The organism is Shewanella sediminis HAW-EB3 (assembly GCF_000018025.1).
Classification (GTDB): domain Bacteria; phylum Pseudomonadota; class Gammaproteobacteria; order Enterobacterales; family Shewanellaceae; genus Shewanella; species Shewanella sediminis.
On sequence record NC_009831.1, the window covers coordinates 3,837,410 to 3,852,216 of the forward strand.

Consider the following 14,807-nt stretch of genomic DNA (forward strand, 5'->3'; position numbering starts at 1 on the left):
TGACTAAGGCTTTTGAAGCTGGAGCTTTGACTTGACAGTCTTCATCTTGGACTTGATATTTTCACGCTGAACTTGAGTTAAACGCTCATTTTTAGGTGTTTTATCAGCTCCCCAACCAGCATCAATCTCAGATTTCTCCCAATCTATGCTGATCTGTCCTAAGTCATTTTGATAGATAACATAGGTATTATCCCAAGACATAGCGCCATCACGGATCGTGTAAGTACCATCTCCATTAGGCTCTATGATTGCTATTGTCTTACCATCTTCCTTACGGTAGATATAAGCTTGTCCATGCTCTTCACTAATAACAAGCTCATAAGGATTTACATCTGGTTTGGGTTTGTTGGCATTACCCCAGCCATCATCCCCATCAAATTCAGGCGAATTATCGGCTGGCTTATCACCTATTTCCGGACGCTCTTTACTCGCCCCCCAATCAGGGGTGTCACCAAAATCTGGTAAGCCAAAATCTGGATCGGTTTCAGGGTGATCATTGTCAGGAGTAGTTTCAATTGGATTATGTGGCGTTCCAGGGATCTCTATCGGAAGAGCTAGGCCGGGGTTAGAGTAATCAGGGTCAGTGTTATCGGTTACCGATGAAGTCGAGCTACAAGCCGATAAAAAAAGGATAGAAAATAATGCGCTGGCAAAAGCGGTTTTTTGTAAAGTCATAATATGTGCTCTCATCTTAGAATATAGAAGTAGTAAGCAAAATGCTTAAACCAAAAGTTGAATAACTAAGCTCAAGTCAATTCGAACCGGTATTCAGTAAAGCTATATTAACTAAGGTCACACATAAGATAACTAACGCCTAACGGGGTTAAAACATTCACAGTGTGAATGCTTTAGTCTAATTCATTCAGGTACAACACATCAGGCTATATTTACTTAACTAAAGATAACACCTGCTCTCTAAGCCAGATATGTGCGGGGTTTTTATCATGTTTACGCTTCCACACCATCTCAATATCAATACCATTCATTTTAAAAGGTGGCTCCAGTAACTTAAGGTTAAACATATCTGTGTATTCTTCAGCATACCTTCTGGGAGATATACAAAGTGAATCACTGGAAGCCAGGCTATCAAAAGCCGTCAATAATGAGGACTTAACACTATAAACCTTACGTGCGGGTAAGACCTCGTCAGTCAATAGATCTACGGCAGTAAGATTAAACCTCCTCATCTTGATCACGACATGTCTTTCATCAAAGTACTCATCCCGGGATATCTTATCCCCAATACGAGGATGCTCTTTGCTTACTACGCAAATGGGGAGTTCGCGCATAAGCAACCTCTTTTCGAAACGAAGATCCATAGGCAGTTGCATATCGATTACGAGATCAGCTTGCTCCAGATATAGCTTTTCCATAATATCTTCATCATGATCCGGCGGCTCCCGAAAAACAATTTCAATAGGAAGATCTTTAACTATCTTCTCCAGAGCAGGCTGCAGGAAGTGACTAACCACATCTCCGGCTAAAATAACGAATTGACGCTCAGATGTCGCAGCATTAAAGCCCTCTAAGCCTGAGATTGTCTGTTCAATATTAGAAAATGAGTCATTAAGTTGCTCATAGAGATAATTGGCCATGGCTGTCGGTTTTATGTTGCGACCCGATCTAACAAAAAGCTCCTCTCCAATAACGGCTTTAAAACGTGAGATAGCATTACTCACTGAGGGCTGGGTCAGATCTAACTCATCAGCAGCTAAGGTGTACGACCCTGTACGGCATACAGCTAAAAAAACCCTAAGTAGATTCACATCAAATTGCTTATGCAGAGTCATTTTTCATTCCACTTTAACCCTTAATTCTATTATGAATATATAGCCAGACTTACAAAACTCATCCTAACATATCTCAATTTTTCAACTAGATATTGTTCATCTTGATTCTATCAGACCCAAGAGTGTATCTCTTAGCCATTTATTAGCCGGATTTCGGGTTAACTTACTGCTCCACACCATATAAAGATCAATCGGCTCAGTAACAACAGGAAGCGCCAATACCTGCAAACCAAACAAGTCAGCATATGCATCGGTATATGATTGAGTCGCAACCGCTATAGCATCCGATTTAGCCGCGGTAGCCAACATGCTTAACAGAGATGATTGCTCAGCGTACATCTCTCTTGCGGGAAGAACCTCTTTGGTCATCAGATCAGCCATGCTCAAATTTGAGCGGCGCATATTATGAATAATATGCTTTTCAGCGAAATACTGCTCGCGGCTTAAACTTCCCTGAATTCTGGGGTGATCTTTTCTGACTACACAATTCAATCTATCCTGTAACACCTTAATTGAAGCGAAGGAAGCTAAGTTAGGTTGAGACACATCAATGGCCAGATCAACCTTCTCCAGTTGAAGGTCCATCTCTATCTGCTCCTCCACTATAGGGGTTTCACGAAACACAATATCAATACCACTATCAACCAGGTATTCATCTACTTGCGATTGCAGCAGATGAAAAATGGTTTCATTGGCGTAAACATAGAAGGTTCGTTCGCTAACCTTAGGATCAAAAAGGTGTAAACTTGATACCACTTGTTCAATAGCTAATAAAGGTTGCTCAAGTTGCTGGTATAGGTTCAACGCAACAGAGGTTGGCCTGACGCCTCTCCCAACCCGAATAAACAACTCCTCACCAATAGATAATTTCAATCTGGCAATGGCATTACTGACCGATGATTGAGTCAAATCCAGCTCTTCAGCAGCGCGGCTGAATGAAGCTGTTTTATACACGATAGAGAAGACTCTAAGTAAGTTAAGATCCAGAGGTTTATCTTGAGACATAAGGGCCCTAATATTCATAATATAAATATTACAATACAGGTTAAGCCTAATTATTTATCAATTCAACCTGGATAAACTAGTTTCAACAGTTAGAAACAGTTCAGTTTCCATAGCGTAATGACCATTAGGGACTGAAACCAGCTTACTCTTGAAAAGGTCCAACCTATGAAGAATTCAATACTTGCAGTATCTATTATCAGTGCATTGTCACTTAATGCGTTTAGCCTTAATGCCTTTGCCGCGCAACACGAACATGATCACATCAGCGTAAGCTATGAAGGTAAAGATGCAACCCTGCACACAGCCAACGCCAACAAGGCAACGGCGAAGACGCTGAACTTCGCCGACAGGGCAGCATTTGAGCAGTCTTCGAAGAACTTGATCGCCGAGCTTGATGAGAAAACAGCAGCCATCATGCGTTCTGAGTTCGAATACCTCACCGATAAGGCACCGGATTCGATCAACCCGTCTTTACACCGTCAGGCACAACTCAATATGGTTGCAAATGGCCTGTACAAGGTCCGTGACGGCATCTATCAGGTGCGCGGTACCGATCTGTCAAATTTGACCTTGATCCGCAGCGATAACGGCTGGATAGCCTACGATGTATTGCTGACAAAGGAAGCGGCGAAGTTGTCACTTGAGTTTGCCATGAAAAACCTTCCCAAAGACGGCGACCTCCCCGTTGTTGCGATGATCTATTCACACAGCCATGCCGATCACTTCGGCGGCGCTCGTGGCGTGCAGGAGATCTATCCTAATGTCAAAGTGTATGGCTCAGACAACATCACAAAAGAGATTGTCGATGAAAACGTGTTAGCCGGCAACGCCATGAGTCGACGAGCCGCCTATCAATATGGTGCAACATTGGGTAAGCATGACCACGGCATCGTCGATGCTGCACTTGGTAAGGGAATATCGAAAGGTGAGATCACCTACGTTAAACCCGACTACACGCTCAATGGCGACGGAAAATGGGAAACACTGACCATTGATGGCCTGGAGATGATCTTTATGGATGCCTCCGGCACCGAAGCAGCATCTGAGATGATCACCTACATTCCTTCGATGAAGGCGCTATGGACAGCAGAGCTCACTTATCAGGGCATGCACAACGTCTATACCCTACGCGGGGCTAAAGTCCGTGACTCCCAGAAATGGTCAAAAGATATCAATGAGATGATCAACGCCTTCGGCGGTGAAGTACAGACTCTGTTTGCCTCTCACTCGGCACCGATTTGGGGAAATAAAGAGATCAATGATTTCCTCAGGCTGCAACGTGACAACTATGGTTTCGTACATAATCAAACCCTTCGACTGGCCAATCAGGGAGTGACGATTCAAGACATTGGTGATGCGATCCAAGAGGTTATCCCTGAGTCAATCTTCAAGGCCTGGCATACCAATGGCTACCACGGCACATACAGCCATAACGCTAAAGCTGTGTACAACATGTACCTGGGCTATTTTGACATGAACCCGGCTAACCTGAATCCGCTGCCGACTCAGCCTGAAGCAATGAAATTTGTCGAGTATATGGGTGGTGCCGAAACCGTCATGACTAAAGCCCAGGTCGATTTTGCTCAGGGGGAATATCGTTTCGTTGCCACAGCACTCAATAAGGTAGTGATGGCCGATCCGGGTAATCACAGTGCCCGTCAACTCCTTGCCGATACCTATGAGCAGTTAGGGTATCAAGCCGAGGGAGCGGGTTGGAGAAACATCTATCTGACTGGCGCTCAAGAGCTAAGAGCCGGCATTCAACCGGGCACACCTAAAACAGCTTCAGCCGATGTCATCAGCGAGATGGATCTGCCGACCCTGTTCGACTTTTTGGCCGTGAAAGTCGATAGCATGAAAGCTGCCGAACTAGGGCTAATCACGATGAACATAATCACTCCGGACAATAGTAAAATACTCTATGTCGAGATGAGTAACGGCAACCTGAGCAATATCGAGGTGAGTAAAGCCAAGCAAGCGGATGCCACGCTAACGGTGAATCAAGCCGATATCACTCACATACTATTAGGAAAAGCGAAGATAAAGGAACTCATAGCTCAAGGTAAGGCGACGATGTCAGGTGACAGTGAGGCGTTCAACAAAATAGCGTCAACCTTAGTCGAGTTTGACAGCGAATTTGAAATAGTCCCTCTGAGCACTCACTAACTGAAAACCTCTTTCAATTAAGTGTCATCTCCTCCAATATAGCCTCTGACAGATAACAAGGATGTTCAGGGGCTTTAGCATATCTTCCACATAGTAAACCGATCCGAGTGAGTTGATATTCTCAAAACCAATCCTGAACGCCTCTCAACAAGAATCTGTCTTGCAGAAATTCTGCTCTTTAAAGCGCAAATCTTCATTACTCTTTTCTCGTTTATTGCAATCAGCACACGCTGATGATGCTCACAACGGAAATATCTGTTACGCCGACAGATACCAATTCAACAAAAACCAAACAACTAACCGGACTCTACTTTAGCACAAGCCAATAAAATACTACTTTAGGAGTACCTCCTTATAAGTACAAGCTATTGATCTTAATCACAATTACCCACTATAGATCTGAAAAAATCTCCAGACTTGTTTCAGATCAAGAAAACCATAGTGCAACAAGGCGTATAACACTCCTGAGATGATGACGAAACAATAATGAAACAAAAGGACTGTAAAATGAAAGTTCGTGCACTTACCCTAGCAATTTTAGCTGGTTTAGCTTCTTCCGCTGTCGCAGCAGACACTGTCGACCCACTAAAGAAAGCATTTATTGATGATTCTGAAGTAAAAGTTCAATTCCGTTTACGTTTCGAACAGGCTGATGTCGATACTGTTGATAAACAAGATCAAACAACCATCCGTACTCGCTTAAATTACAAGACAGGTGATATCTATAACTTCTTCGCGCTAGCAGAAGTTGACGATGTTCGCTCAACCGATAATGAGCCACTCATTGCCGATTATGAGTACACGCAAATTAACCAAGCCTTCATTGGTTATAAGGCGCCTGCAGAAACACTATTGAAATATGGTCGTCAGCGTATCCTGCTGGACAACCAACGTTTCGTTGGTGGTGTAGGCTTCCGTCAGAATGAACAAACTTACGATGCATTTTCGGTAAAAAATACAGCGATTGAAAATTTAACGGCTTACTACTCATATGTGAATAATGTAAACCGTATCTTCCCTGAAGGTTCAGGAAAAGAGTCGCACACAAACGAAACAAGCCTACTCAACCTGAACTATAAAGCGGGTGATATTGCCAATATCACAGGTTACGCATACCTGATTGATAACAGCAACGTTGCTGCTTTCTCTACCGATACCTATGGTGTTCGTGCAACAGGCAAACTAAAGCTGGACGCAATTAAGCTTAGCTATGAAGCTGAATATGCCCAACAATCTGAAGGTGGCGATAACCCGACTAAATATACAGCAGACTACTACAAGTTAGGCGCTGGAATTGGTTTCGGTGCATTCGGCGCTAAAGTTGGCTACGAAGTTCTGGGATCTGATGACGGCGCAGCCGGCTTTATCACTCCGCTGGCAACCCTGCATGCCTTCAACGGTTGGACCGATAAGTTCCTATTCGGCGGCAAGGGTAACTGGGAAAATGGTATTGTAGATACGCATGTTATCTTAACTGCAAAACTTGCAGGCCTTAAGTTACTGGCAAAATACCACAAGTTCGAATCTGACTACGGCGACATCGACATGGGTAAAGAGTGGGGCGTTGCCGCAACATACCCATTCGCTAAGCACTACAGTGTTGGTGTTAAGTATGCCAGCTTTAGCGGCGCCGATGCCGGTTATGGTTTCTCGAATGATACCGATAAGCTATGGCTAACGCTTCAAGCTAAGTACTAAAAAAGTACTAAGCAAAAGTACTAAGTAGTTAGAACTTAGTACTTAGCTATACCAGGCAAAAAGTGCATTAGAGGGTCGGCTCTGTTTTTGAATATAAAATCAGAGACACTGTTTAATTAGGACATACATTAAACAAAAGACGCTCTTCTCACTCCCTTTTGAGCAGGACTGATAGCGATTACCCTTTGGTAATAGCTAAACTCCCTGCTCTTTTTTCTTCTTAATTTATTCGAAGTAATGGCTTATTGATATCGAGTCAGCAAACGACTCAGATCCATTTTATGCGCCTCTAAACCCAAGTCACCTGCAGAGCCAATACTGACGGCGAAACGATACTCTGAATTTAACCGTCCTAAAAACAGTGACCACTCATCACTTGCAGATTTGCTAACAGCATCTCGCTTCGACTCTGTAAGAGACGACTCTTTATGGAAGTTAAGCTCCAGGTTACTCAGCACACTTAATGTTTCGATAAGCGTGTTATCTTCATATAGGGCTAACTCATGGTCCGTTGCATGGCTAAACCCAAAACTAAATGATTTAAGCGACAGGGCTAAACCTAAGCCTTTAGCCTTTATATAAGACTCTTTCAGCGCCCAGAGGTCGAAGAATCGCTCACGTTGAGCGTCTTCATCCAGCGCCAATAACGACTCAGACTCATCTTGAGTAAAGTAATGATTCAATATCGGATAGATATTGGTACTTGTCCGATAGCGCTCGATATCGACACCAAGCTCGATATTCTCTGACATAGACGCAGCCCCTAAAGAGCCTGATTGACCACTTGACTGTTTGATTACAGCGATGACTAACCAATTACCGCTGTGGCTGATATTAAATTCCAGCCCCGTCATCTCCCTCTGCTCAGGAACCAAGCTTGGTTTGCCCTTCTCTCCATATTGAAAGCGCCAATCGCCGGGGGCGATCCCCTTGTCACCTATAAGCTCATCATGTTTATACCCTGAACAGATCGACAAGATACCACGCAGATACCCGCGCACCATTAACCCTTTATCCCGTGCAGTGAGCTGAATATAACGCGATACCTTTACCGACTCATCTTCACTCAGCCAAGATTGAATGATTTGAGCTTGCGCAAAGTTCATCGAGGTAAAATCCAGAGGACAAAAGTAGAGCTTAACTGTCGGCAATGAACAAGGTTGTAATAATTTAGGTGCCAAACGAACTCCAAAATGGGTTGCTAAAAGTGGATTGCTAAAAAGTGGCTTGCTAAAAGTGAGTCGATATTAACAGCTCATCTCGCTTTCGTTAAGTCGCCTTATAATCTTTCAGGCAAGCATAAAACTGTGAACTCAAACATAAACCACAGTTAAATACACCCAACTAATCTCGACCAGATCATACAACTAAAATTTTCAACATGTAAGAATAGAGTCATAAAATAAGAATCTAATTGAGGTGTGTGATGCAGATTAAAGGACAGTTTATTCGTTGCGTTCTCCCGGTGATCTTAGTCGGTTTACTGGGCGTGACACTCTTCTCGACTCAGGAGTCGAGTCAACAGATCCACCAACTCAACGAAGTAAAAGTGAAATCGTCCCATGCATTGCTCGTTAAAAACCTAAGTAATTGGTATTTTTTAAACACTCAACTCGCGACCTCCCTGGCTCAAAATGCTCCCGATGTAATTAGACTAAAACAAAGCCCCAATGATGTAGTAGATCTTTCGGAAAATTTAACCCGATTTGCAACTAACTATCATCTTAGAAACGCCGCACTGCTCGACACCAACGGAGTTGCGATATCTGCCAGCAATCCTGAGCGTATCGGCTCTGACTATCATAAGATGAATTACTTCAATGAAATTAAGCAGGGTGCCGAGCTCTATGTTGCCCCGCCCAGACTGAGCCGTATTGACGGTAAGCCCTTACTGACTATATCGGCAAGGACCAGGTTTGAGGACGTCTTGTTTATCAGCTTACCTCTGGGCGAATTTTACAATCGCTACATTAATATCACGGAGCAAGATAAGGATAACTTAAGCTTTATTTTAAACAGTGACTGCACCCCCCTGGCCCACCCGAATTCGGAATTAGTCCGTAATAAGAGCCAACAATACTCCTCTTTGTGTAAACAGAACGGACTCATCGACTGGCATGAGGGTGATGAGCCCTACACTGGTTGGATTGAGAGAGAAGAAAATACAGGCTGGGTTGTCATCTCAGGTAGTAAGCAGTCACCGATACTCATAGCCGAAAATCGAATGATATACTCAAGCTTAGCCATAACCATATTGACTGCAATCGTCGTTTTAAGCGTGTTAATACTATTAATCAACCATATTTCCAAAATGATCCACATTTTAGTATCGGCTATCGATGATCTTGCAAAGGGAGATATTGAACTCCAATCAATTTCTAAGACACCTTGGGTAAAGCTACTCAATAGAGAGGATGAGTTAGGTCAAATCGCCAATGCTCTGCAACGGCTGATCAAGGTGCAAAAAAATCATATCTCTCATGCAGGTGATATCGCTAACGGTAATCTAAGGGGAAACATAGTACCCTGCAGTAGTGTCGATAAACTTGGTCATTCATTGAAAAAAATGCAAAGTGACCTTAACCAAATTATTGCTAACGTGATTACTAAAGCCGGTGTAATAGATAACAGTTCGATGCAGTTGGCCCAGCACGGGAACTTGGTCGCCGACGGAACCAGCATTCAAGCAAAATCAATCGAATCAACAAGTGCGGCAATGAATCAGATCGAAAGTCAGATCACCTTAAATTCCGATTCAGTCTCGAGTCTGCATTCACATTCTCAACAAGCCTTAAGTGAAGCAAAGCTTGGGTTGGTGTCCATGGAAAAATTAACTCAATCCATGCAAGAGATCGCTCACTCAGGAGCCAGAATTGAGCAGATCATGGCTGACATTACTCAGATAGCGTCACAGACCAACCTTATCTCTCTCAATGCCGCTATAGAAGCGGCGAGAGCCGGCGAGCACGGACGGGGCTTTTCAGTAGTCGCCGAGGAGGTACGTAATCTGGCACTACGTTCGAGTGAGGCGGCGGAGCGCAGTTCAATATTAATCAAGGAGATCATAAGTAAAATTAGCACAGGCGAGCACGACTCACTCAAGAGCGCGGCGACATTCAATCGGATCGTCAATCAGATGAATGAAACCGCCCTGCAGATGTCACTCGTCGCCCAAGGCACTGAAGAACACACGGCAGCGGCTATCGAGCTCAATCAAGGATTACATAACATTGATAATGTTATTCACTCGACCTCTCAAACGGCGGTAGAGACGGTTAACCAGTGTCATCAACTGATGGAGTCTAGTTCATCACTGCAGGAAGCGTGTTCTCACTTCAAGCTGAGTGCTTAATTTAACCGGAGTAAAGAAAGCCACAAGAATAGAAAATTGAACTAAACTCAATAATATACATTTTGGAGTAGCTTTCATTTCTGTATGAGAGCTATACACATGGAGTTTTATAGCCAATAAAGGTTTAAAAATGCTATAAAATCAAGGTGACGTAATGAGTTCGCTTTCACAGTTACAGGTAGATCTTCGTCAGATGATTATTGCGATTGAGACCGCAGTTTCTCAAGTCGGGATGAACGATACAAACCACGGTAAACGCGTCGGCTATATCGCCAGCCAGATCGGGCATCAAGTCGGTTTCAGTGACGGTGAGATCCAGTATGCATTTGAACTGGGCTTACTCCACGATTGCGGCGTTTCCACCGAGCAGATGCATACAAATCTGGTCAACTATTTTGACTGGAGTGACGCCGATATTCACTGCAAAATTGGCTATCGTTTATTAAAAGATTTTGAGCCATTGTCAAAATTTGCCACGCCGATTTTGTATCATCACACCCCCTGGGAAAAACTAAAGCAGATAGATCTGACTCAACAAGATGCACGCATGGCCAACCTCATCTTCCTTGCGGATCGCATCGATATCATGGCTGCCACACATTATGAATCCGATATCTTGCTTGCCAGAAAAGAGATAGTAAATACCATCGTTAATTATTCCGGCAGCTATTTTGCTCCTAAACTGATCGATGCTTTCACAGAACTGGAAGCATCTGAAGCCTTCTGGATTGCATTGGAAAACCGTCACATCACCCGTTATACATGGGACATGGGCCAGTTAAAAACCAGCCAGTTATTAAGCATCGCTCAGCTTAAACAGCTCTCCTTGATCTTGGCTTATATCGTCGATCAGAAGAGCTCTTTTACCGCACAGCACTCTATCAGGGTGGCTCAGCTAGCCCGTTACCTTGCGTCAATCTATGGTTTATCTGCTGAACAGTGCGAAAAAATAGAAGTTGCAGGCTTACTGCATGATCTCGGCAAACTGCACACACCAGACAGCATTTTAGAAAAACCCGGCCCACTCAATGAGATTGAGCTCTCAATCATGAAGCAGCACAGCTACGAAACCTTTGAAATTCTTCGTCATATAGATGGACTCGATGAAATTGCTCACTGGGCGGCCTTCCACCATGAGGGACTCAACGGTGTCGGCTACCCGTTTCACCCCAACAAAAAAGAGTTGAGCGTAGAGGCCAGGATCATTGCCGTTGCCGATATTTTTCAGGCCTTAGTACAAGACCGGCCCTACAGGGATGGCATGAAATTAGATGAGGTACGCAAAATTTTAGAAAACTTTACCAATAACGGTAAGCTGGACGCCGATGTCGTCAATCTGGCAATCGGCCACGAAGAGAGGTGCTTCAGCATAGCCATTGGCGATAGCATTCGCGGAGCTAACCCGTAGCTTCCCTGTACGCATGGCTTGTAACGGCCCTACGCACTAAGCAAATAGCCTCGGGCTCTGAAATAAGGGTTAGTAGGTCAAAAGGAGTGGAGAGCTGCCGGCCTTCCATATTTCCTAGGTTGCGCTCTCTTCTCACTTTTCAAAGACAGGGTTATGCTTCATCTGGCTTGTATGATACTTTTTTATCTATTATCAGATTAAAGTTGGCGTGATTGTAAGCCTAATGAAAGAACCCAATTTGACTCCCAATGAAAACAACACCATGCCTTGCCTGATGGAGGCCTGGCTTCAACATCAGAGTCCATTGTCATTTTGGTTAAAAAGCCAAACCCGCGACGACTCCCTGGCCCAAGATATATTACATGACGTCTTTATTCGTGCCATGGACCAAAAACAAGCATTCTGCGACATTCGAAATACCAAGGCATGGTTATTCAGAGTCGCTGGAAACCTGCTTGTTGACCATGCCAGGAAACAGCAAGTGTTACCTATGGTTGAAGATGTGGAACTCAAGGAGTCAGAGTCCTACCTCACCGATAAGTATGTCATCGATAAAGATGTTGTCGATAAATTAGCCAACTGTTTACCCAGAGTGTTAAATGAACTCCCGCCACAGGACTGTGAAATCATCGAAGCGTGCGATATTCACGGTATGCCTCAGGGAGAGTACGCCACTCGCCATGGGCTCACCCTCAGTGCGACTAAATCACGTCTGCTTAGGGCCCGTTTAAAACTTAAACAACAACTGAGCAACTCCTGCCAAGTCAAACTGGATGAAAATCAAAACGTTTGCTGCTACACACCACGAAAATAAAAATATTTTATTTTTTTATGCATCCTTTGCAACTTAGTTTCGTCTTATAGGTAAATCAAATTCAGGCTCAATGAATTTCAATTTAAATATTAGCCTGAACAGTAACGCGACTAATACCAATCGGTAAAAAGCTGTAATGGGGTAATCAATGTTCCAAATTTTCACTGAATTTGCCAACTGGCTGGTCTTCGATCTGCTCGGCTTACAAACCGAGACGAAGCTGGGCGATGCGGCACATTTCTTTGTAGAAGATACCAGCAAGATATTTGTGCTCTTGATAGTGATGATCTACGTCATTGGGGTCATTCGGGCCTCGTTAGATGTCGAGCGGGTTCGTGATTATCTGGCCGGTAAAAATCGCTTTGTCGGCTATATGCTTGGCTCGATGTTTGGTGTGATCACCCCTTTCTGCTCCTGCTCGAGTATTCCTGTTTTTTTAGGCTTCACCTCTGCGGGGATCCCACTTGGGATCACTATGGCATTTCTGATCACCTCTCCCTTAATCAATGAAGTTGCGGTATTGCTCTTAATGAGCCTACTGGGGTGGAAGTTCACCCTGCTATATATCGCTGTAGGCATGTCTGTAGGCATGTTAGGTGGTCTGTTTCTCGATGCTATAAAGGCAGAACGTTGGTTACAGTCTTTTGCCGCTGACGCCTTAAAGCGTGGGCAGAATCAACAGGCGAAAGGTATTGAAGCTCATCTGGTCCAAACTCAAAAACTGACGCTGAAAGAGCGACACGAGTTTGCGAAACAGGAAACGATTCAAATTTTCAAACGGGTATGGAAGTGGGTATTTATCGGCGTGGGACTTGGCGCGGCGCTTCATGGCTTTGTTCCCGCAGGCTGGATAGAGTCCCATTTAGGTCAGGGACAGTGGTGGTCAGTACCTGCTGCCGTACTGCTCGGGATCCCGTTATACTCTAACGCCACAGGCGTCATACCTGTAATGGAAAGCCTTATCATCAATGGTTTGCCCATTGGTACCACGTTGGCATTTTGTATGAGTACAGTTGCAGCCAGCTTTCCTGAATTCATCTTGCTGAAACAGGTTATGCAATGGCGTCTGTTAGCCACTCTGTTTTTTGTTCTGTTGACTGCCTTTACCCTTGTTGGTTGGGTGTTCAATGCTTTCTCTCCACACTTATTAGGATAGTATTTTGAAAAATATCAAAGTTTTAGGTTCAGGTTGTACCAACTGCAAAACAACGGCTCAGATTATTAAAGAGATAGCCGAGGCAAACGGTGTAGAAATCAATCTTGAGAAGGTTGAGGATCTATCACAAATCATGGCGTACGGGGTGATGTCGACACCCGCGGTGATCATAGATGAGCAGTTGATACACAAGGGCAGTGTTCCGACCCGAGAACTCGTCGAGTCCTGGTTCGTCGATTAATACCAATTATCAGCTTAAAGAAGTTAGTTGGTTAGTAAATACCAGCTAGCTTCTCTCATATTTAAAATTGGACATTCCCCTCCCTTAAAAGAAAATGGATATCAGTTCTAACTTTTTAGCTATCGATGCTGAGTTTGAAAGAGCTCTGACATACACTCAGTAAAACCATCTATATCGAGAGCAATCAGTATGCAAAAAGCAGATGAATTCATTCAGGCACTGGCGTTGGAGCAACATGTCGAGGGGGGCTACTATCGCTCCTCTTTTACTTCTCAAAGCCGTTTCGACGACAAAAGAGCGTTATGGAGCAGCATCTACTTCCTGCTACGAACCGGAGAAGTTTCGCACTTTCACCGCTTAACTGCCGACGAGATGTGGTACTTCCATGCGGGGGAGTCATTAACCATCTATATGATTGCTGAGGATGGAGAGTTAACGACGGCGCAGCTGGGACTGGATCTTGCGGCAGGTGAGCGGCCACAATTTCTGGTACCGAAAGGATGTATATTTGGCTCCGCAATGAATCAATCCGGCTTCTCGCTTGTAGGCTGCATGGTTTCTCCCGGATTTACCTTCGATGACTTTGAGCTTTTCAGTCAGGAAAGTTTATTGGCCGAATATCCACAGCATGAAGAGGTTATTCGTCGCTTAAGCCGCCCACAAGACTAGCATCGTGGCTAACTCATTGGAAAATGGCCAGTCAACTGGCCACTATTCTGATGACTCTTTTGATCAGGCTCCCGACAACCACCAGCGGTAGCAGAACAAACCGGAACTTTCCTCCAAAAATTTAAAACAATCCAGATAAAACCTCTATTTGTGACCAAGTTCCCAAACAATAAATATCATTAAGCGCAGGATGACACACTCTAATAACAAATATTTATCGGGGTTAAACAATGTCATATAAGATACAAGATTTGATTTATCAAGGTGAAAAAGGCGGAGTGCGTAATTGGAGCACCATAGGCGGAGCCAGCTTCTATTGGCATCCGGACTGGTTACATATTGCAGAAGAAGCCACCGGCGTTACTCCAACTGCCAATATTGAATGCACTAAAGAGAAAGCCACCGAGAATGAGGCGGCAGAAACCATCGTCAAACACTTGAACGACAAAGAGTGATCCCTGCTAAATCAACATCTTTTTAGCAGATAGTTTAACGTCTTTGAAATGAG

13 protein-coding genes are annotated in these 14,807 nt (G+C 44.1%); 9 read left to right on the forward strand and 4 right to left on the reverse strand.

Annotated elements, in window-relative coordinates; all coding sequences use genetic code 11:
- Positions 1-3: 3 nt before the first annotated feature.
- The 3 genes from SSED_RS16655 to SSED_RS16665 all read right to left on the reverse strand — a co-directional run bounded on the left by SSED_RS16655 (position 4) and on the right by SSED_RS16665 (position 2,795).
- Entirely contained in the window at positions 4-675 is a 672-nt protein-coding gene (locus tag SSED_RS16655; protein WP_190273166.1) for a hypothetical protein, read from the reverse strand.
- Positions 676-887: 212 nt separating this feature from the next.
- Entirely contained in the window at positions 888-1,790 is a 903-nt protein-coding gene (locus tag SSED_RS16660) for a LysR family transcriptional regulator (protein WP_012143516.1), read from the reverse strand.
- A gap of 96 nt (positions 1,791-1,886) precedes the next feature.
- Positions 1,887-2,795, reverse strand: a complete 909-nt coding sequence (locus SSED_RS16665; RefSeq protein WP_012143517.1) for a LysR family transcriptional regulator — start codon at positions 2,793-2,795, stop codon at positions 1,887-1,889.
- A gap of 165 nt (positions 2,796-2,960) precedes the next feature.
- Between SSED_RS16665 and SSED_RS16670 the strand changes: the two genes are divergently transcribed.
- Positions 2,961-4,961: an alkyl/aryl-sulfatase gene (locus SSED_RS16670; protein WP_012143518.1), complete on the forward strand. Its 2,001-nt coding sequence runs from the start codon at positions 2,961-2,963 to the stop codon at positions 4,959-4,961.
- 507 nt (positions 4,962-5,468) lie between these two features.
- Positions 5,469-6,659: an alginate export family protein gene (locus SSED_RS16675; RefSeq protein WP_012143519.1), complete on the forward strand. Its 1,191-nt coding sequence runs from the start codon at positions 5,469-5,471 to the stop codon at positions 6,657-6,659.
- Between the two features lie 242 nt (positions 6,660-6,901).
- On the opposite strand, the gene SSED_RS16680 is transcribed toward SSED_RS16675, so the two are convergent.
- Positions 6,902-7,840 (reverse strand): 4'-phosphopantetheinyl transferase family protein, encoded by a 939-nt coding sequence (locus SSED_RS16680; RefSeq protein WP_012143520.1) that lies wholly within the window; start codon positions 7,838-7,840, stop codon positions 6,902-6,904.
- 245 nt (positions 7,841-8,085) lie between these two features.
- On the opposite strand from SSED_RS16680, the gene SSED_RS16685 reads away from it, so the two are divergent.
- The 7 genes from SSED_RS16685 (at position 8,086) to SSED_RS16715 (ending at position 14,754) form a co-directional block, all read left to right on the forward strand.
- Positions 8,086-10,011 carry a methyl-accepting chemotaxis protein gene (locus tag SSED_RS16685; RefSeq protein WP_012143521.1) on the forward strand — a complete coding sequence of 642 codons (1,926 nt, stop codon included), beginning with the start codon at positions 8,086-8,088 and terminating at the stop codon, positions 10,009-10,011.
- 154 nt (positions 10,012-10,165) lie between these two features.
- The gene (locus tag SSED_RS16690) at positions 10,166-11,419 is read left to right on the forward strand and encodes an HD-GYP domain-containing protein (protein WP_012143522.1); all 1,254 of its coding nucleotides are present in this window, start codon (positions 10,166-10,168) and stop codon (positions 11,417-11,419) included.
- 223 nt (positions 11,420-11,642) lie between these two features.
- A complete protein-coding gene (locus tag SSED_RS16695) occupies positions 11,643-12,233 on the forward strand; it encodes a sigma-70 family RNA polymerase sigma factor (protein WP_012143523.1) in 591 nt (196 codons plus the stop codon).
- Between the two features lie 148 nt (positions 12,234-12,381).
- On the forward strand, positions 12,382-13,389 hold the full coding sequence (locus tag SSED_RS16700) for a permease (RefSeq protein ID WP_012143524.1): 1,008 nt from the start codon (positions 12,382-12,384) through the stop codon (positions 13,387-13,389).
- A gap of 4 nt (positions 13,390-13,393) precedes the next feature.
- A complete protein-coding gene (locus tag SSED_RS16705; RefSeq protein ID WP_012143525.1) occupies positions 13,394-13,630 on the forward strand; it encodes a thioredoxin family protein in 237 nt (78 codons plus the stop codon).
- Positions 13,631-13,819: 189 nt separating this feature from the next.
- On the forward strand, positions 13,820-14,299 hold the full coding sequence (locus SSED_RS16710; RefSeq protein ID WP_012143526.1) for a cupin domain-containing protein: 480 nt from the start codon (positions 13,820-13,822) through the stop codon (positions 14,297-14,299).
- A 230-nt stretch (positions 14,300-14,529) separates the two neighbouring features.
- Positions 14,530-14,754 (forward strand): hypothetical protein, encoded by a 225-nt coding sequence (locus tag SSED_RS16715; protein ID WP_041421753.1) that lies wholly within the window; start codon positions 14,530-14,532, stop codon positions 14,752-14,754.
- Positions 14,755-14,807 lie beyond the last annotated feature (53 nt).

Excerpts from the sequence above, each read along its gene's own strand:
- SSED_RS16655 (WP_190273166.1), bottom strand. The coding sequence starts at position 675 with ATGACTTTACAAAAAACCGCTTTTGCCAGCGCATTATTTTCTATCCTT.
- SSED_RS16660 (WP_012143516.1), bottom strand. The coding sequence starts at position 1,790 with ATGACTCTGCATAAGCAATTTGATGTGAATCTACTTAGGGTTTTTTTA.
- SSED_RS16665 (WP_012143517.1), bottom strand. The coding sequence starts at position 2,795 with ATGTCTCAAGATAAACCTCTGGATCTTAACTTACTTAGAGTCTTCTCT.
- SSED_RS16670 (WP_012143518.1), top strand. The coding sequence starts at position 2,961 with ATGAAGAATTCAATACTTGCAGTATCTATTATCAGTGCATTGTCACTT.
- SSED_RS16675 (WP_012143519.1), top strand. The coding sequence starts at position 5,469 with ATGAAAGTTCGTGCACTTACCCTAGCAATTTTAGCTGGTTTAGCTTCT.
- SSED_RS16685 (WP_012143521.1), top strand. The coding sequence starts at position 8,086 with ATGCAGATTAAAGGACAGTTTATTCGTTGCGTTCTCCCGGTGATCTTA.
- SSED_RS16690 (WP_012143522.1), top strand. The coding sequence starts at position 10,166 with ATGAGTTCGCTTTCACAGTTACAGGTAGATCTTCGTCAGATGATTATT.
- SSED_RS16695 (WP_012143523.1), top strand. The coding sequence starts at position 11,643 with ATGAAAGAACCCAATTTGACTCCCAATGAAAACAACACCATGCCTTGC.
- SSED_RS16700 (WP_012143524.1), top strand. The coding sequence starts at position 12,382 with ATGTTCCAAATTTTCACTGAATTTGCCAACTGGCTGGTCTTCGATCTG.
- SSED_RS16710 (WP_012143526.1), top strand. The coding sequence starts at position 13,820 with ATGCAAAAAGCAGATGAATTCATTCAGGCACTGGCGTTGGAGCAACAT.
- SSED_RS16715 (WP_041421753.1), top strand. The coding sequence starts at position 14,530 with ATGTCATATAAGATACAAGATTTGATTTATCAAGGTGAAAAAGGCGGA.